General features: G+C 63.2%; 16 protein-coding genes. 6 read left to right on the top strand and 10 right to left on the bottom strand.

All coding sequences use genetic code 11. From position 1 onward, the window contains the following. Window positions 1-162 precede the first annotated feature (162 nt). From HX855_RS27550 to HX855_RS27525, 6 genes are all read left to right on the top strand, one after another. On the top strand, window positions 163-1,089 hold the full coding sequence (locus HX855_RS27550; RefSeq protein ID WP_177089150.1) for a substrate-binding domain-containing protein: 927 nt from the start codon (window positions 163-165) through the stop codon (window positions 1,087-1,089). 63 nt (window positions 1,090-1,152) lie between these two features. After that, window positions 1,153-2,661 (top strand): sugar ABC transporter ATP-binding protein, encoded by a 1,509-nt coding sequence (locus HX855_RS27545; RefSeq protein ID WP_177089151.1) that lies wholly within the window; start codon window positions 1,153-1,155, stop codon window positions 2,659-2,661. Next, entirely contained in the window at window positions 2,627-3,619 is a 993-nt protein-coding gene (locus HX855_RS27540) for an ABC transporter permease (RefSeq protein WP_177089152.1), read from the top strand. The genes HX855_RS27545 and HX855_RS27540 overlap by 35 nt, the downstream gene beginning before the upstream one ends. Window positions 3,620-3,688: 69 nt before the next feature. Further along, window positions 3,689-4,768: an alcohol dehydrogenase catalytic domain-containing protein gene (locus HX855_RS27535; protein ID WP_177089153.1), complete on the top strand. Its 1,080-nt coding sequence runs from the start codon at window positions 3,689-3,691 to the stop codon at window positions 4,766-4,768. Between the two features lie 2 nt (window positions 4,769-4,770). Next, window positions 4,771-6,294 carry an FGGY-family carbohydrate kinase gene (locus HX855_RS27530; protein ID WP_177089154.1) on the top strand — a complete coding sequence of 508 codons (1,524 nt, stop codon included), beginning with the start codon at window positions 4,771-4,773 and terminating at the stop codon, window positions 6,292-6,294. Window positions 6,295-6,415: 121 nt separating this feature from the next. Beyond that, on the top strand, window positions 6,416-7,141 hold the full coding sequence (locus tag HX855_RS27525) for an SDR family oxidoreductase (protein WP_177089155.1): 726 nt from the start codon (window positions 6,416-6,418) through the stop codon (window positions 7,139-7,141). On the opposite strand, the gene HX855_RS27520 is transcribed toward HX855_RS27525, so the two are convergent. The 10 genes from HX855_RS27520 to HX855_RS27475 all read right to left on the bottom strand — a co-directional run bounded on the left by HX855_RS27520 (window position 7,138) and on the right by HX855_RS27475 (window position 17,355). Beyond that, on the bottom strand, window positions 7,138-8,142 hold the full coding sequence (locus HX855_RS27520; RefSeq protein ID WP_177089156.1) for a LacI family DNA-binding transcriptional regulator: 1,005 nt from the start codon (window positions 8,140-8,142) through the stop codon (window positions 7,138-7,140). The two genes, HX855_RS27525 and HX855_RS27520, sit on opposite strands and share 4 nt — an antisense overlap. A 51-nt stretch (window positions 8,143-8,193) precedes the next feature. Continuing rightward, window positions 8,194-9,057: a LysR family transcriptional regulator gene (locus HX855_RS27515; protein WP_177089157.1), complete on the bottom strand. Its 864-nt coding sequence runs from the start codon at window positions 9,055-9,057 to the stop codon at window positions 8,194-8,196. A 162-nt stretch (window positions 9,058-9,219) separates the two neighbouring features. Further along, the gene (locus tag HX855_RS27510) at window positions 9,220-10,623 is read right to left on the bottom strand and encodes an amidase (protein ID WP_177089158.1); all 1,404 of its coding nucleotides are present in this window, start codon (window positions 10,621-10,623) and stop codon (window positions 9,220-9,222) included. Next, the gene (locus HX855_RS27505; RefSeq protein WP_177089159.1) at window positions 10,620-11,891 is read right to left on the bottom strand and encodes a Zn-dependent hydrolase; all 1,272 of its coding nucleotides are present in this window, start codon (window positions 11,889-11,891) and stop codon (window positions 10,620-10,622) included. Before HX855_RS27505 ends, HX855_RS27510 begins: the two co-directional genes overlap by 4 nt. A gap of 13 nt (window positions 11,892-11,904) precedes the next feature. After that, window positions 11,905-12,600 carry an ABC transporter ATP-binding protein gene (locus HX855_RS27500; protein WP_008430585.1) on the bottom strand — a complete coding sequence of 232 codons (696 nt, stop codon included), beginning with the start codon at window positions 12,598-12,600 and terminating at the stop codon, window positions 11,905-11,907. After that, complete coding sequence (locus tag HX855_RS27495) at window positions 12,600-13,349, bottom strand: ABC transporter ATP-binding protein (RefSeq protein WP_177089160.1); 750 nt, start codon at window positions 13,347-13,349, stop codon at window positions 12,600-12,602. Before HX855_RS27495 ends, HX855_RS27500 begins: the two co-directional genes overlap by 1 nt. Further along, window positions 13,346-14,356, bottom strand: a complete 1,011-nt coding sequence (locus HX855_RS27490) for a branched-chain amino acid ABC transporter permease (protein ID WP_177045853.1) — start codon at window positions 14,354-14,356, stop codon at window positions 13,346-13,348. Before HX855_RS27490 ends, HX855_RS27495 begins: the two co-directional genes overlap by 4 nt. A 1-nt stretch (window position 14,357) precedes the next feature. After that, window positions 14,358-15,218 carry a branched-chain amino acid ABC transporter permease gene (locus HX855_RS27485; protein ID WP_177089161.1) on the bottom strand — a complete coding sequence of 287 codons (861 nt, stop codon included), beginning with the start codon at window positions 15,216-15,218 and terminating at the stop codon, window positions 14,358-14,360. Window positions 15,219-15,285: 67 nt separating this feature from the next. Beyond that, on the bottom strand, window positions 15,286-16,488 hold the full coding sequence (locus HX855_RS27480; protein ID WP_177089162.1) for an ABC transporter substrate-binding protein: 1,203 nt from the start codon (window positions 16,486-16,488) through the stop codon (window positions 15,286-15,288). Window positions 16,489-16,584: 96 nt separating this feature from the next. Further along, a complete protein-coding gene (locus HX855_RS27475) occupies window positions 16,585-17,355 on the bottom strand; it encodes a FadR/GntR family transcriptional regulator (RefSeq protein WP_177089163.1) in 771 nt (256 codons plus the stop codon). Between the last annotated feature and the right edge of the window lie 122 nt (window positions 17,356-17,477).

The raw sequence follows: 17,477 nt of genomic DNA, 5'->3' as shown, positions 1-17,477 counted from the left end.
TGTAAGAGCGGAACCAATAGTCGCCGTTACCGCAGCAACGGATATGTACCCAAACCCTCAATAAAACACCCCTTGCGACCCCCTCATTTCTTTGCTAGCTTCTTACAAAATGTTAACGATAACATTTGCTCTAAAAATAAAAACAAAACAGAGATCTCAACCATGAAAATGCTTCCGAAAACCCTGTGTTTGTTGGCTTTCAGCATCAATCTCGGCACCGCCGGCCTGGCGTACGCCGACACCAAACCCGCGCCCATCCGCATCGGCGCGTCCTTTCAGGAAATCAACAACCCTTACTTCGTCACCATGAAAGACGCCCTGCAGGAAGCCGGGGCGACCATCGGTGCGCAGTTGATCATCACCGACGCCCGCCACGACGTGTCCAAGCAGGTCAGCGACGTCGAAGACATGCTGCAAAAGGGCATCGACATCCTGCTGATCAACCCCACCGACTCCGTCGGCGTGCAGTCCGCCGTCAAATCCGCCCACGCCGCCGGTGTGGTGGTGGTCGCGGTCGACGCCCAGGCCGAAGGCCCGCTGGACTCCTTCGTCGGTTCGAAAAACTTCGACGCCGGCTTCCAGGCCTGCGAATACCTGGCCAAGAACATTGGTGACAAAGGCAATATCGCCATCCTCGACGGCATCGCCGTGGTGCCGATCCTGGAACGCGTGCGCGGTTGCAAAGAGGCCGTGGCCAAGCACCCGGACATCAAGATCGTGAGCATCCAGAACGGCAAGCAGGAACGTGACCAGGCATTGACCGTCACCGAAAACATGCTGCAAGCCCAGCCCACCCTCAAGGGCATTTTCAGCGTCAACGACAACGGCTCCCTCGGTGCGCTGTCGGCCATCGAAGCCAGCGGCCTGGACGTCAAGCTGGTGAGCGTCGACGGCGCACCCGAAGCCATCAAGGCCATCCAGAAACCCGGCAGCAAGTTCATCGCCACTTCGGCGCAGTACCCGCGTGACCAGATCCGCCTGGCCCTGGGCATCGCCCTGGCCAAGAAGTGGGGCTCGCAAGTGCCGGCGACGATCCCGGTGGACATCACCCTGATCGACCAGGCCAAGGCCAAGGACTTCAGCTGGTAAACCGCCCAGGCCCTACGCCAGGCGTGGGGCACAGGTCATCCATCTGAATACGAGGTCGGCGGTATGAGCAGTCTTCTGAAGCTGGAAAATATCTGTAAGCGCTACCCGGGGGTGCAAGCCCTCAAGGCGATCAACCTCGAAGTGCAGCGCGGCGAGATTCATGCCTTGCTCGGGGAAAACGGCGCAGGCAAATCGACCCTGATGAAGATCCTTGGCGGGGTCGAGCATCAGGACGAAGGGCAGATCCTGATCGACGGCCAGGCCCGGCAGTTCGCGACGTACCGTGATGCGATTGCCGCCGGTATCGGCATCGTGTTCCAGGAGTTCAGCCTGATTCCCTACCTCACGGCGGTGGAAAATATCTTCCTCGGCCATGAGCTGAGTAACCGCTTTGGCCTGTTGCGCAAGCGTGAAATGGTCGAGGCGAGCGAAGCATTGTTCAAGCGCCTCGGCGTCAGCATTGACCTGCAATGCGCAGTCAAGCACCTGAGCGTGGCCGAGCAGCAGTTCGTCGAGATCGCCAAGGCCCTGGCCCTGGACGCGCGGTTGCTGGTGCTCGACGAACCCACCGCCACCCTCACGCCCAGCGAAGCCGAACTGCTGTTTGACATCATGCGTGAACTCAAGCGTCAGGGGGTGGCGGTGATTTTTATCTCCCACCACCTGGAGGAGATTTTCCAGGTGTGCGACCGCATCAGCGTGCTGCGCGACGGCGGCAATGTGGGCGTCACCGATGTGGCCGACAGCGATATCGACCGCCTGGTGGAAATGATGGTCGGGCGGCGCCTGGAATGCAGCTTTCCACCCAAGCCCGTCGCCGCACGCGGGCCGTTGTTGCTGGAGGTCAAGGACATCCAGTTGGTGCGCAACGGCCCCCACAACCACTTTGAATTGCACAAGGGCGAGATTCTCGGCTTTGCCGGCCTGGTGGGTTCCGGGCGTACCGAATTGGCCCTGGGCATGATGGGCGCGCTGCCATCGGTGAGCAAAGACGTGTGGCTGCGGGGTGAAAAAATCACCCTCGACGACCCGGCCCAGGCCTTGGCCCACGGCATCGGCTTGCTGCCGGAAAGCCGCAAGACCGAAGGGCTGATCACCGACTTCAGCATTCGCGAAAACATCTCCCTCAACAACCTGCCCAAATACCAGAACGCCGGTGGCCTGATCGACAAGGACAAGGAGTGCGCCAGCGTCGAAGCACTGATGCGCCAGCTGTCGATCAAGGCCCCCAGCGGCGAGAGCCGGGTGTTCAACCTCAGCGGCGGCAACCAGCAGAAAGTCGTGATTGCCCGCTGGATCAACCATCACTGCGACGTGCTGGTGTTCGACGAACCCACCCGTGGCATCGACGTCGGCGCCAAGGCGCAGATCTACGCACTGATGCGCAGCCTCACCGAACAAGGCTACGCAATCATCATGATTTCCTCGGAACTGCCGGAAGTTATCGGCATGTGCGACCGCGTCGCTGTGTTCCACAAGGGCGCCATCGTCAAGGTACTGGAAGCGTCTGCCGTCAATCCTCAAGAGGTCATGCGCCATGCAACAGGGGGCTCAAGTGAATACGTCCATTAATGCCGTGGGGCCTGGCCGGCTGCGCCTGAACCTGGCGCGGTTGATTCGCTCGCCGGCGTTTTATCCCTTTGTGGGGCTGCTGGTGGTGACGTTGGTGATGATCTTCGCCAGCGATAACTTTCTGACGGCCAGCAACCTGTCGAACATCGCGCGCCAGGTGTCGATCAACGCGATTATCGCGGTGGGCATGACCTGCGTGATTCTCACCGGTGGCATCGATTTGTCGGTAGGGCCGGTGATGGCGTTGTCCGGCACCCTGACCGCCGGCTTGATGGTGGCGGGTTTGCCGCCGGGCCTGGCGATTGGTGCCGGGTTGCTGATCGGCGTGGCCTTCGGCATTGGCAACGGCCTGTTTGTCGCCTACCTGCACATGCCGCCGATCATCGTGACCCTGGCGACCATGGGCATCGCCCGCGGGTTCGGCCTGATGTACACCGACGGCTACCCGATTTCCGGCTTGCCGGACTGGTTTGGGTTCTTTGGCCGCGAAAGCCTGTTCGGCGTTTCAGTGCCGATCCTGATCATGCTGGTGACGTACCTGGCGGCCTATGTGCTGCTGCAGCACACCCGCATCGGCCGCTATATCTACGCGATTGGCGGCAACGAGGAGGCGGTGCGTCTCTCTGGTGTGCGGGCAGCACGCTTCAAGTTGCTGGTGTATGGCATCAGCGGCTTCACCGCAGCGATTGCCGGGCTGGTGCTGACCTCGCGCCTGATGAGCGGCCAGCCGAATGCCGGGGTGTCGTTTGAACTCGATGCGATTGCCGCCGTGGTCCTGGGCGGTGCCTCGATTGCGGGCGGGCGCGGGGTGATTGTCGGCACCTTGCTCGGCGCCATGTTGCTGGGGGTGTTGAACAACGGCTTGAACATGCTCGGGGTCTCGCCTTACGTCCAGAGTGTGATCAAGGGCGGGATTATTTTGCTGGCGATCTTTATCAGCCGTCAGCGCCACAAGTAAATCGGTTATCTCCACGCGGCCATGGCGGTTGCGCGGGGTTCTCTCATGCTCAAGAAAGGTCAATACATCATGGAAAAGCACAACGAAATGCAAGCTGTCGTCTGCCACGGCCCGAAAGACTACCGCCTGGAACGCATCAGCAAACCCCAGGCGCGGGTCAATGAACTGGTGATTCGCATCGCCGCCTGCGGCATCTGCGCCAGTGACTGCAAATGCCACTCGGGCGCCGCGATGTTCTGGGGCGGCGACAACCCGTGGGTCAAGGCGCCAGTGGTGCCGGGGCACGAATTTTTTGGCTACGTGGTGGAAGCGGGCGAGGGCGCCGAGGAGCACTTCGACGTGAAGGTCGGCGACAAGGTGATCGCCGAGCAGATCGTGCCGTGTGGCAAGTGCCGCTTCTGCAAGTCCGGCAAGTACTGGATGTGTGAAGTGCACAACATCTTCGGCTTCCAGCGTGAAGTGGCCGAAGGCGGCATGGCCCAGTACATGCGCATTCCCAAGACAGCCATCGTGCACAAGATTCCGGAGTCGGTGTCCCTGGAAGACTCGGCGTTGATCGAACCGATGTCCTGCGCGATTCACACCGTCAACCGGGGTGAAATCCAGCTGGATGACGTGCTGGTGATCGCCGGTGCCGGCACCCTGGGCCTGTGCATGGTGCAGGTGGCAGCGCTCAAGACGCCGAAGAAACTGGTGGTGATCGACATGGTCGACGAGCGCCTGGAGCTTGCGAAAAAGTACGGTGCCGACGTGGTGATCAACCCGTCCCGGGACAACGCCCGGGAGATTATCAACGGCCTGACCGATAACTACGGCTGCGACGTGTACATCGAAACCACCGGCGTGCCGGCGGGTGTGACCCAAGGGCTGGACCTGATCCGCAAGCTCGGGCGATTTGTCGAGTTCAGCGTGTTCGGCGCAGAAACCAGCGTTGACTGGTCGATCATCGGTGACCGCAAGGAACTGGACGTACGCGGTGCGCACCTCGGGCCGTATTGCTACCCGGTGGCCATCGACCTGTTCGAACGCGGCCTGGTGACCTCCAAGGGCATCGTGACCCATGACTTCGGGCTGGATAACTGGGCCGAGGCGTTCGAACTGGCCAACTCGACCAAGTCGATCAAGGTGTTGTTGAAGCCGGTGCAGTGATCATGAACTACGTCATGGGTGTGGACATCGGCACGCAAAGCACCAAGGCGCTGCTGGTGGATGCTGACGGCACGATCATCGCCCAGCACAGCCAGGGGTATCGCGTAGATACCCCGAAAGTGCGCTGGGCCGAGCAGTGGCCGCAGGTGTGGCTGGACGCGGTCGAGGCGTGCGTCGCGCAATGCATGGCCAAGGCCGGTGTGGCGAAAGAGCAGGTCAAGGCGCTGTGCATCAGCAGCCTGTACGGCGGCTCGGGGATTGCCGTGGATGCGCAGATCACGCCGCTGCACCCGTGCCTGATCTGGATGGACCGGCGCGCGGGCGAGCAGGTGGAGTGGGTGCGCGAGCACGTGGACCTGGAGCGGTTGTTCGCGGTCACCGGCAACTCGGTGGACAGCTACTACGGCTTCACCAAGATGCTCTGGCTCAAGCAGCACCAGCCGCAGGTATGGGCCAACACTCGCTACCTGCTGCCGCCCAACAGCTACATCAACTGGTGCCTGACCGGCGAGGTGGCGGTGGACCACAGCAGCGCCGGCAACATCGGTGGGGTCTACGATGTGGCCCGGCGGGGCTGGTCGGCCGAGATGCTGGCGGCGCTGGATATCCCGCTGGCGATGATGCCGGAGCGTTTGCTGTATTCCGGTGAAGTGGTCGGCGGCTTGCTGGACGAGTGGGCGCCGCGATTGGGCCTGCAAGCCGGCACGCCGATACTCGCCGGGGGCGTGGATGCGGCCATGGCAACCCTGGCCGCCGGCGTGACCCGGCCGGGCAATCACGTGGCGATGATCGGCACCAGCATGTGCTGGGGTTATCTCAATCAACAGGTGGATGCGGGACATGGCCTGGTGAGCATGCCCCATGTCTATAACGGGCATCAGGACCTGTATATCTTCGGTGGGGCGATCACGGCCGGGGCGTCGGTGAGCTGGTTTCGCGAGCAGTTTTGCCAGGCCGAAGAGCAGCAGGCGAAGGACACGGGCCAGGACAGTTTGTGGCTGCTGGAGCAGAGCGCTGCGAAGATCCCGGCGGGCAGTGAAGGGCTGTTGTTCCTGCCCTACCTCATGGGTGAACGCAGCCCGGTGTGGGATGACCGGGCCAGCGGCAGCTTTGTCGGGCTGAACCTGTATCACAGCCGAATCCACCTGTACCGCGCCGTGCTCGAAGGGGTGAGTTTTGCCCTGCGGCACAACATCGAGGCCGGGACCCGTGGCGCCCATTCGCTGGATCCACGGTTGATCGTGGTCGGCGGGGCGAGCCACTCGGATTTGTGGATGCAGATTATTGCGGACATCACCCATTACCCGGTCTACACCATCGTGCAAGAGGTGGAAGCGGCGTTGGGCGCGGCGTTGTTGGCGGCCCACGCCGTGGGGCTGGTGGATGACCGGGAGATGGAGAAGGGCTGGGTGCAGCTGGAACTGCGGGCGGAGCCGGAGGCGGGGAATACCCAGGCCTACGACCACTCATTCACCCATTATCTTGAACTGTACCCAGCTCTGAAGTCACTGATGCACAGCCTGTAGGAGCGAGCTTGCTCGCGAAAAACGTTAACGATAACGAGTGCTTCCTGAAGGGGCGCGGTGCCCTTGCGTTTTTCGCGAGCAAGCTCGCTCCTACAGGGGCTTCACACCTAAGGTTCCTTGGATGAACGCCACTTTCGATTTCACCCACCACCGCATCCTCGTCACCGGCGCCAGCAGCGGCATCGGCCGGGAAATAGCCCTGCAGCTGATCGCCAGCGGCGCCCAGGTGTTTGCCCTCGGCCGTGACGCTCAGGCCCTGGCCCAACTCGGCTGCGAAACCCTGTGCCTGGACATCGCCGACAGCGCCGCCCTGGACCTGGCCCTGCAAGGCCTGCCGCCGCTGCACGGCCTGGTCAATTGCGCCGGCATCTCTCGCCTGGAACCGGCTGCCGCCATCAGCGCCGAAGCCTTCGACCAGGTGATGCACGTCAACGCCCGTGCCGCTGCCCAGGTCGCCAGCCGCGTCGCTGCGCGCATGATTGAGGCCGGGATCGCCGGCAGTATCGTCAACGTCTCCAGCCAGGCGTCCCTCGTGGCGCTGGACGATCACCTCGGCTACTGCGCCTCCAAGGCCGCCCTGGACGCCATCACCCGGGTGCAGTGCGCCGAGTGGGGGCGTTTCGGGATTCGCGTCAACAGCGTCAACCCCACGGTAACCCTCACGCCCATGGCGCAAATGGCCTGGTCGGAACCCGCCAAGCGTGACCCGGCATTGGCGGCCATTCCCCTGGGACGGTTCGCCGAAACGGCGGAAGTGGCGCTGCCTGTGCTGTTCCTGCTGAGCGATGCCGCCAGCATGATCAGCGGCGTCAGCCTGCCGATCGATGGGGGCTACACCAGCCGCTAGCCGTTTTCCAGCTTGCCGGCGATCACCACTTTGTCCCGCGGCTTGTGCGGGTCTTCGAGGCGGTCCAGCAGCAGCCGCACGGCGCTGCTGCCGGCCAGTGACGCGTCGTGGGCCACGCAGGCAATCGGCACGCCGAAGATATCCGCGAAGGGCAGGCGGTCGATGCCGCAGATGGTCAGGCTGTCGTGGGGGATGTTGTGCATGCGCAACGCCCGCAAGGCGCCGAGGGTGATCAACTGGTTGAAACCCATGATCGCGTCCGGCGCCGAGTGTTCGGCCAGGTAGTCGAGGGTGTGCAGGTAGGAGGGCATCAGCGTGTAGTCGCCGGCACAGACTTCCACGTGCACCTGCGGGTGATCGGCCAGTACTTCTTTCAGGCCTTTGAGGCGCTCCATGGTGATGCGCGAATGCTCGGGCCCGGTCAGCACCAGCAGGCGTTTCAGGTGCGGGGTTTGTCGCACCAGGTACTGCGCCGCCTCGATGCCGCTGTGGTAGTTGTCCAGCACCACGCGGCTGAACGGGCTGTCGTGGATCGTGCGGTCGAGCAGCACCACCGGGGTCTTGCCGTTGCCCAGGCGCTCCAGATAATCCGGCTGGTAGCGGGGCTCATCGGAGACCGGCGACAGGATGATCCCCGCTACGCGGTAGCCCAACAGGGTGTCGACCGCCTTGCTTTCCAGTTCTTCCAGCTCGTCGGTGTCCACCAGCATGATGGTGTAGCCGTGTTTTTTCGCCTCGCGGGAAATCGCCTTGATCATCTCGCTGTAGAAGGGGTTGTCCACCGAGGCGGTGATCACGCCGATGATCAGGCTTTCGCTGCGCTTGAGCCCGCGGGCGAAGGCGTTGGGCACATAGTCCAGCTCCCGCGCCACCTCGAGAATCCGCGCCAGGGTGGCGGGCTTGACCAGGTCAGGCTTGCTCAGCGCCCGGGACACCGTGATGGTGGTCATGTTGACCCGTTTGGCGATGTCGCTGATGGTGACGGACTTTTTCTTGTTCATCGGCAGGGGGAAACCAGGAGAAAACAGTAGGAGGCTAACATGTGCGCCGGATCAAATCACCGGATCCCAGCGCTGCGACCAATCCTTTTCCGCCTCCACCACTGATCGCAACAACCCCAGCGCCTGCTGCAAAACCGCCGAATCCCGTTCCCGGGAATACACCAGGTACGTTGGGAAGCTGAACTCCGGCGCCTTGGGCACCCGTTCCATCACGCCGCTGTCCAGGTAGCTCTGCACCACCCGCGTGCGGAAATACCCGGCACCGCCATGTTCGAGGATGTACTGCAACGCCAGTGGCCCCAGGTTGAAACTCAGGGCCGCGCGGGCCTTGTCCGGCAGGGCGGCATCGTGCTGTTGGCGAAAGCCCTGGCCCCAGTCGATGTACACGTAGGGCTCGGGCCGGGCCGCCAGTTGCACCAGGATCAGCTTTTCTTCCAGCACCTGCTCCACCTGTAGCCCCGGCCAGTATTGCGGCTGGAACACCAGTGCAGCGTCCAGCACACCCAGCTCCAGCTGGCGCAACAGGTACTCGCCTTCGCGAATCTCGGTGCGCAAGGCATAGCCGGGAATATGCTCGCGCAGGGCCTGGGCCCAACCGAGCATCAACGGGTTGCACAGGCTGACTTCACCGCCGATGTGCAGCACGTTGCGGTAGCCGTCGGGTAACGGCAGGTCACGGCGGGCGGCCTCCCAGGTTTGTACCAACTGGTTGGCGAAAACTACGAAGGCCTCACCGTCCGGGGTCAGGCGGGCGCCGGCGCGGTTGCGCACGAACAGGGTGCTGCCCAGCTGGCTCTCAAGGTTTTTGACTCGGGCGGTGATTGCCGTCTGGGTGACGTGCAGCTTCTCGGCCGCCGCGGCGAGGCTGCCGCAGCGGGTGATTTCGAGGAAGGTGCGTGCCAGTTCGATGTCCATGAAACCCCCGGGAATGAATGGGGGACATTGTAGAGCGATGCAGGAACGGAGTGCGATCAAATGTGGGAGCTGGCTTGCCTGCGATGGCGGTGCATCAGTACCAAGTGGGCTGAATGACCCACCGCTATCGCAGGCAAGCCAGCTCCCACAGATGACTGCATTTCAGGTTGGGGTTTTGGGTGTTTGCAGGTGCTGGGTCGGGAAAGCCTTGGCATACGCCTGGCAAACCCTCAGCACCTGATGATCAGCAAACCGCGCCGCCACCACATGCAACCCCACCGGTAACCCATTCGCCGCCAACCCGCACGGCACCGACGCTGCCGGTTGCTGGGTCAGGTTGAACGGATAGGTGAACGGCGTCCACTCCATCCATTCCCCAAGCCCGGAGCCCGGCGGCACGTTGTGCCCGGCCTCGAACGCGGTGATCGGCATCATCGGTGACACCAGCACATCGTAATGCTCATGGAATGCCGCCATACGCGCCACCAAGGCCGCCCGCGCTTCCAGCGCGGCGCTGTAGTCGCTGAGGCTGATCTGTTCGCCCAGTTGCGCAATACGCAGCAGGCCGGGATCCATCAGTTGGCGCTGAGCATCGCTCAACGGCCCGGCGAGGCGCGCCGCACCGGCAAACCACAGGGTATTGAACACCTCCAGCGGGTCACTGAACCCCGGGTCGATCTGTTCAACCTGGGCGCCCAACTGCACCAGGCCTTCCACCGCCTGGGCCACGACCCTGGCCACCTGCGGGTCCACCTTCACGTAGCCAAACGTGGGGCTGTAGGCGACGCGCAAGCCCTTCAAGTCCGCCCCGGCCTGCAACCACGGCGTGGTCCGTGGCGCGCCGATCAAACCGTCCCGCGCGTCTGGTTGCGCGATGGTTTGCAGCATCAGCACCGAGTCTTCCACGGTGCGGGTCATCGGCCCCAGGTGAGACAAAATAGTCATTGAACTGGCCGGCCATTGCGGCACATAACCGAAAGTCGGCTTGATGCCAAAGGTGCCGGTGAACGCGCAGGGAATCCGGATCGAGCCACCGGCATCGCTGCCCTGGTGCAGCACGCCCAGGTTCAAGGCCGCCGCCGCACCGGCACCGCCGGACGAACCGCCCGCCGTCATGCGCGTGTCCCACGGGTTGCGGGTAATCCCATACAACGGATTATCCGTGACGCCTTTCCAGCCGAATTCCGGGGTGGTGGTCTTGCCCAGCAGCACCGCCCCGGCCTTGCGCATGAAGGCCGAGAAGGGTGCATCCACCTCCCACCGGCCCTCGGCTGAGGTTGTGCGCGAACCCTTGCGCGTCGGCATGCCGATGGTCTGCGTCAAGTCCTTGATGGACGCCGGCACACCGTCCAGCGCCCCGCACGGCTGGCCCTTGAGCCAGCGCTGCTCCGAGGCCCGGGCCGCGTTCAATGCGCCTTCCGGGTCGACGTGGCAGTAGGCGTTGACCGCCGGGTTGTAGCGCTCGATGCGCAGCAGGGCGTCTTCGGTGACGTCCACCGGCGACAGGCTTTTGTCCCGATAGAGAGCCAGCAGCTCGACAGCTGTCAGGTTGGCGATATCCGTCATGCTGCGTGACCTCCTTGCGCGGCGTTGACCATGGCCCGCAGCAGCACTGCGCAGCCCGCCGCCAGGTCATCCGGCGCGGCGTTTTCGATTTCGTTGTGGCTGATGCCGCCTTCGCACGGCACAAAAATCATCCCGGCCGGGCCCAGTTTGGCGACGAAGATCGCGTCGTGCCCGGCGCCGCTGACAATGTCCATATGGCTCAGACCTAAGGCGCGTGCGCCCTCGCGCACGGCGTTGACACACGCGGGGTTGAAGTCCAGCGGCGGGAAGTCGGCGGTGGGGGTCAGTTCAAAGCTCAGGCCATGCTGCTCGGCGGTGGCCTCGATCACCTGGCGTACTTCGTCGACCATGGCTTGCAGCGTGTCGGCGTGCAGGTGGCGCAGGTCAATGGTCATGTGCACCTGGCCGGGAATCACGTTACGCGAGCCGGGGTGCAGGCTCAGGCAACCGACGGTGCCACAGGCGTGGGGTTGTTGCGCGTGGGCGATGCGATTCACCGCGCTGACCACTTGGGCGGCGCCCACCAGGGCATCCTTGCGCAGGTGCATCGGTGTCGGGCCCGCGTGGGCTTCGACGCCAGTGAGGGTCAGGTCAAACCACTTCTGGCCCAGGCAGCCCATGACTACGCCAATGGTGGTGGCCTGGTCTTCCAGTACCGGGCCTTGTTCGATATGCGCCTCGAAATACGCACCGACCGGATGGCCCAGTACGGCGCGGGAACCGGCATAGCCGATGCGCTGCAATTCGGCGCCCACCGACAGTCCGTGCTCGTCCTGTTTGTCGAGGGTTTCCTGCAAGTCGAACTGACCGGCAAACACCCCGGAGCCCATCATGCACGGCGGAAAACGCGAGCCTTCTTCGTTGGTCCACACCACCACTTCAATCGGCGCTTCAGTCTCTATATTCAAATCGTTGAGGGTACGGATCACTTCCAGGCCGGCCATCACGCCGTAGCAGCCGTCGAACTTGCCGCCGGTTGGCTGGGTGTCGATATGGCTGCCGGTCATCACGGGCGCCAGTGCCGGATTGCGCCCGGCGCGGCGGGCAAAGATATTGCCGATCGCGTCGACGCTGACGCTGCACCCGGCGGCTTCGCACCATTGCACAAACAGGTCGCGGGCCTGGCGGTCGAGGTCGGTGAGGGCCAGGCGACACACGCCACCCTTGGGTGTGGCGCCCAGGCGGGCGAGGTCCATCAGCGATTGCCACAGGCGTTCGCGGTTGATCAGCGGGGCGTTGCTCTGGAACGGTTGCGCAAAACTATTCATCAGCAGTCTCCGGTCAGGCACTCAGGGCCAGGTAACGGTTCTTGATCGTCGGGTCGGCGCGGAAGGCTTCGGCACTGCCTTCGTACACCACACGGCCCTGTTCGAGGACGTAATGGCGGTCGGCGAGCTTGTCGCAGACCATCAGGTTCTGTTCCACCAGCAGCACCGGCAGGCCGTCTTCCTTGACCTTGCGCAGGATCTTCACCAACTCGTCGACGATCACCGGCGCGAGGCCTTCGGTGGGTTCGTCGAGAATCAGCAGCTTGGGATCGTTGAGCAGGGCGCGGGCGATGGCGAGCATCTGTTGCTCACCGCCCGACAGCGCATGGCCGGCGTTTTTGCGGCGTTCCTTGAGGCGCGGGAACATGCCGTACACGTCTTCCATCTGCCAGCGGCTGGTCTTGCGCACGGCAATGCGCAGGTTTTCCTCGACGGTCAGCAGGCGGAAAATCCCGCGGTTCTCCGGCACCAGCGCCAGGCCCTGGCGGGCGATTTCAAAGATTTTCTGCCCCACCAGCGGCTGGCCGTTGAAATGGATCTGGCCCTGGCGCGGGCAGATAATCCCGAGGATGCTGCGCAAGGTGGTGGTCTTGCCGGCGCCGTTGCGCCCCAGCAGGGTCACCAGTTCACCGGGGTTGACGGTCAGGGACACGCCCTCAAGGACGTGGCTCTTGTCGTAGTAGGAATGGATATTGTCGACAGTCAGCATCAGGCGGCTTCTCCCAGGTAGGCGGTGCGCACGCGCTCGTCGGCACGCACGAATTCCGGTGTGCCTTCCACCAGGATCTGGCCGTGGCTCATCACGGTGATGCGTTGGCTGATGGACATGACAATGCTCATGTTGTGCTCGATCAACAGCACGGTGTGGTCGCGGCCAAGGTCGCTGATCAGTTGGGTCATGACCGGAATGTCATCGATGCCCATCCCCGAGGTGGGTTCGTCGAGCATCAGCAGCTTGGGTTTGGAGCAGATCGACATGCCGACCTCCAGCACCCGCTGCTGGCCGTGGGACAACTCGCCGGCCAGGGTGTCGGCGCGGGCGGTGAGTTGCAGGCGTTCCAGCACTTGGTCGGCCATCTCCAGGTGCTCGCGCTTGCTGTCGACCCGGCGCCAGAAGTTCAGCGCGCGGGCACCGTCGCGGCCCTGGGCGGCCAGGCGCAGGTTCTCGCGCACGCTGAGGTTCTGGAACAGGCTGGTGAGCTGGAACGAGCGGGCCATGCCCAGGCCGACGCGGCCGTGGGCCGGCTTGCGCATCAGGTTTTTGCCGTCGAAATGAATCGCCCCGGCGGTGGCCTGGCGTTCGCCCGTCAGGCAGTGGAACAGGCTGGTCTTGCCCGCACCGTTGGGGCCAATGATGGTGTGGATGGTGCCGGCTTGCACCTTGAGGTTGACGCCGTTCACCGCGTGGAACGCACCGTAGGCCAGTTCCAGATTTTTGGTTTCCAACAGGATGCTCATGACAGCTTCTCCTTGGTCACAACGTCGGCCTTGCGGCTGCCGCGCACACGTTCGAACAGCGTCGACAAGCCGCCCCACAACCCGCCGCGCATGAAGATCACCACCAGGATCAGAATCACCCCCAGCAGCATCAGCCAGCGCGGCCACAGGTCGGAGAGGAAGTCCCCCAGCAGCACGATGGAGCCGGCACCGAGCAAGGAGCCGAACAGTGAGCCGGTGCCGCCGACGATGGTCATGATCAGGATGTTTTCGGACATCGCCAGGTCGATATTCGACAGCGGCACAAAGTGCAACAGCATCGCGTACAGCGCCCCGGCAATCCCGGTGACGGCGCCGGACAACACAAACACCAGGATCTTGAAATGGCGGGTGTCGTAGCCGATGGCCGAAGCCCGGGTTTCGTTTTCGCGAATCGCCATCAGCGTGCTGCCGAACGGCGAGGCGATCACCCGGCGGGCGCCGATGAAGATCAGCAGGAACAACACCGCGACAAAGCCGTAGAACGCACGGGCATCGGTCAGGGACAGCAGCACCGTGTCACCGATACGGATTTCCGGGCGCGGCACGCTGAGCAGGCCGTTGTCGCCGCCGGTCCAGTCGCTCAGGGTGTAGGCAACGAAGTAGGCCATCTGGCTGAAGGCCAGGGTGAGCATCACGAAGTAGATGCCGGTGCGTCGGATCGCCAGGGCGCCCACCAGAAACGCCAGGAATCCGCCGGCCACCGCGGCGCCCAGCAGTGCGCTGAACAGCCCCAGTTGCAGGTGAATCATCAGCAGCGCCGCGCAGTAGGCGCCGGCCCCGAAGAAGATGCCTTGGCCAAACGACAACAGCCCGGTGTAACCCAGCAGCAGGTTGCAGGCGAGGGCGGCCATGGCAAAGATCAGTATCTCAGTGGCCAGGGTCGCCGAGGGCAAAATCAGCGGCAGGCCGATCAGTACCGCCAGCACCAACAGCAGCATGTAGCGCGACTGAGTCTTGGCGAACGGCAGGGGGTTTTTCTCGCTCATGTCAGGCTCTCCCGAACAGGCCGTAAGGACGCACCAGGATCACCACGGCCATCGCACCGTAGATCATCAGGCTCGCGCCCTGGGGCCAGAGTGTGGTCATCAGGCTTTGCACCACGCCGACCAGCAGGCCGCCCACCAGTGCGCCGCTGAAGGAACCCATGCCGCCGATCACCACCACCACGAACGCCACGCCGAGGATTTCCGGGCCGACAAAGGGTTGGGCGCCGCGCAATGGGGCGAACAGCACGCCGGCCATTCCGGCCAGGCCCACGCCGAGGGCGAAGGTCATGGAGAACAGGCGGAAGATATTCGTGCCCAGCAGGGACACGGTTTCAGTGCTTTCACTGCCGGCCCGTACCAGGGCGCCAAAGCGCGTGCGTTCCAGCAGCAGCCACAGGCCAAGGCCGACGAGGCCGGAGAACACGATCAGAAACAGGCGGTACCAGGGGTAGACGAAATCACCCACCACCAGCACCCCGCGCAGCAATTCCGGCACGGCGACGCTTTTGCCCACCGGGCCCCAGATCATCACGCTGGCTTCCTGGATGATCAGGGCTATGCCCAGGGTCACCAGAATCTGGAACATGTGGGGCAAGTGATAAATCCGCTGGATCAATAATCGCTCGATCACCCAGGCCAGCGCGGCCACCACCAGCGGCGCGATCAGCAGCGCGAGCCAGAAGCTGCCGGTGAGGCCGACGGCGGTGTAGCAGATGTAGGCGCCCAGCAAAAAGAACGCACCGTGGGCGAAGTTGACGAAGTTCAGCAGGCCGAAAATGATCGTCAAGCCGACCGCAATCAGGAAATAAATCATCCCAAGGCCCAGGCCGTTGAGAATCTGGAACAGGTAAAGATTGAGCATGCAGGAACCCTCGGCAGGCGGCCGCGTGAGCGGCCCTGCGCTGTGTCACCAGTAGATTTTCAGCGGATCAGCCGAGCACGCAGCCCGTGGCTTCCACCGGCGGGAACGACTGGCCGGAGCTGAGCACCTTGGCCAAGTCGTCCTTGTCGGCCATATCGGCGGCGGCCTTGCCCACCATCAGGTAATAATCCTTGATCACCTGGTGGTCGCCGGCGCGGATCGACTCTTTGCCGGTGGGGCCTTCGTAGCTCAGGCCCTGCATGGCCTTGGCCACGGTCGGCCCGTCGAAGCTGCCGGTGGAGAGGATGGTTTCCAGCATCACCTTGGTGCTGATGTAGTCAGCCGCCAGCGGGTAGGTGGGGTTGATGCCGTATTTGGCTTTGGTCAGTTTCACCAGGTCGCGGTTGAGCGGGGTGTCGACCTGATGCCAATACTGCGCGCCGAGGTACACGCCCTCCAGCACATCGCTGCCCAGTTCCTGGAACTGATCGAGGCCGGCGGACCATACCAGCAGCACTTTCATGCGCTCCTTGATACCGAAGTTCACCGCCTGGCGCAGGGTATTGGACGACTGGCTGCCGAAGTTCAGCAGCACCAGCACGTCGGGTTTGGCGGCGATGGCATTGGTCAGGTAGCCGGAAAACTCCTGTTCCTGCAGGGAGTGGTAGCTGTTGCCGACATGCTCCAGGCCATGCTCGGCCAGCACCGATTTGGCGCCGTCGAGCAGGGCTTCGCCGAACACGTATTGCGGGGTGATGGTGTACCAGCGCTTGGCGTCGGGCAGCAGCTTGATCAACGGCACGATGGTCTCGCGGATCGCACCGTAGGTCGGCACTGACCAGCGGAACGTGGCGCTGTTGCAGTCCTTGCCGGTGACTTCATCGGCGCCCACCGGGGTCATGAACACGCCACCGGCCTTGCTCACTTCCTTGGCCACGGCCAGTGCCGAAGACGACAGGGTACAGCCCTGGAAGAAGCGTGCGCCGTCCTGCTGGATCGCTTCCTGGACCTTGCGCACGGCCTTGCCGGCGTTGCCTTCGGTGTCAATCACCTTGTAGTTCAGCGGGCGGCCGAGCAACTCGGGGTGCTGTTCCACCGCGAGGCGTGAACCCATGTCGGCAAATTTGCCATAACTGGCAAAGGCGCCAGACATGGACTTGAGGCCGTAAAAGGTAAAGGGCTCGGCGGCGAATGCCGAGCGCACACCCAGCGGAAGGCTGAGGGCGGCTGCGGCGGTGAGACTGGCTTTCAACAACGTACGACGCTGCATGGGGTGACTCCCTGGATGAGTTATTGGCAGGAGTGGCAATGGCGATACGGTGGAGCAGGGCCTGTGGGCAGGCCTTTTATTGGGGGTTGGGGGGTGTCAGTGGTTGTGGTCGAACTCCAGCAGAAAGTGCGGGCTGACTTCACCTTCCAGCGCGGTCATGTGGTGTTCGGCGTCGCACATGTGTTCGTGCATCAGGCTGCGTACGGTGGCTTCGTCCTCGGCGCGGAAGGCGATCAGCAGTTGCTTGTGGTAATCGAGGTTGGCGGCGTCGAATTGCTTGCGTTTGGGTTTGTAGGCTTTTTTCAGCACCACCAGGTCGCGTAGCAGGTCGTTGAGGAATTGCGCCATGAAGCTCAACAGCGGGTTGGGGCAGGCCCTGGCCAGCAGGTTGTGGAATTCCAGTTCGGCGATGCGTTGTTCCCGTTGGCCGGCTTCGCTGTCTTCGGGGGTGCTGCAAAAGTCGACGTTGTCCTGGAGGGCGCGGTAATCGTCTTCGCTGAGGCGGCCCAGTACGGAGACGGCGAGTTCGACTTCGATGACTTTGCGCAGTTGGTAGACCTGTTCGCCGTCCAGGTGCTGGAAGTGCAGGTAATTGCGCAAGGCGCGGCTGGCGGGTTCGGTGCCGGCCTGGTTGAGATAGGCGCCGCCGCTGGGGCCGGTGCGGGTGTTGACCAGGCCTTCGACCTCCAGCGCCTTGAGGGCTTCGCGGGCGGAGCCTTTGGAGCACTGGAAGCTTTCCATCAACTCGCGTTCGGTGGGCAAGCGGTCGCCGGGCTTCAGGGCATCGGTGACGATGGAGCGCTTGACCGATTCGACGATCACGTCGGAGAGCTTCTGGCGTTTGCGGCGCAACGGGCGGCTTAGCATGGTGTTTGATTGATCCTATTAATGCGCATTAATAGTACTTAATAGGGGTTTGGGGTGGGGCGTCAACGGAGGGGGTCGTTTTTGGTTGGGATGGGTCGTAAATGGGGGGCATATCCGTTATT

This window comes from Pseudomonas sp. IPO3778, from assembly GCF_013386825.1.
In the GTDB taxonomy this organism is placed as follows: Bacteria; Pseudomonadota; Gammaproteobacteria; order Pseudomonadales; family Pseudomonadaceae; genus Aquipseudomonas.
The sequence above is the reverse complement of the archived record's forward strand: the minus strand, read 5'-3'. Positions and strand labels throughout refer to the sequence as shown.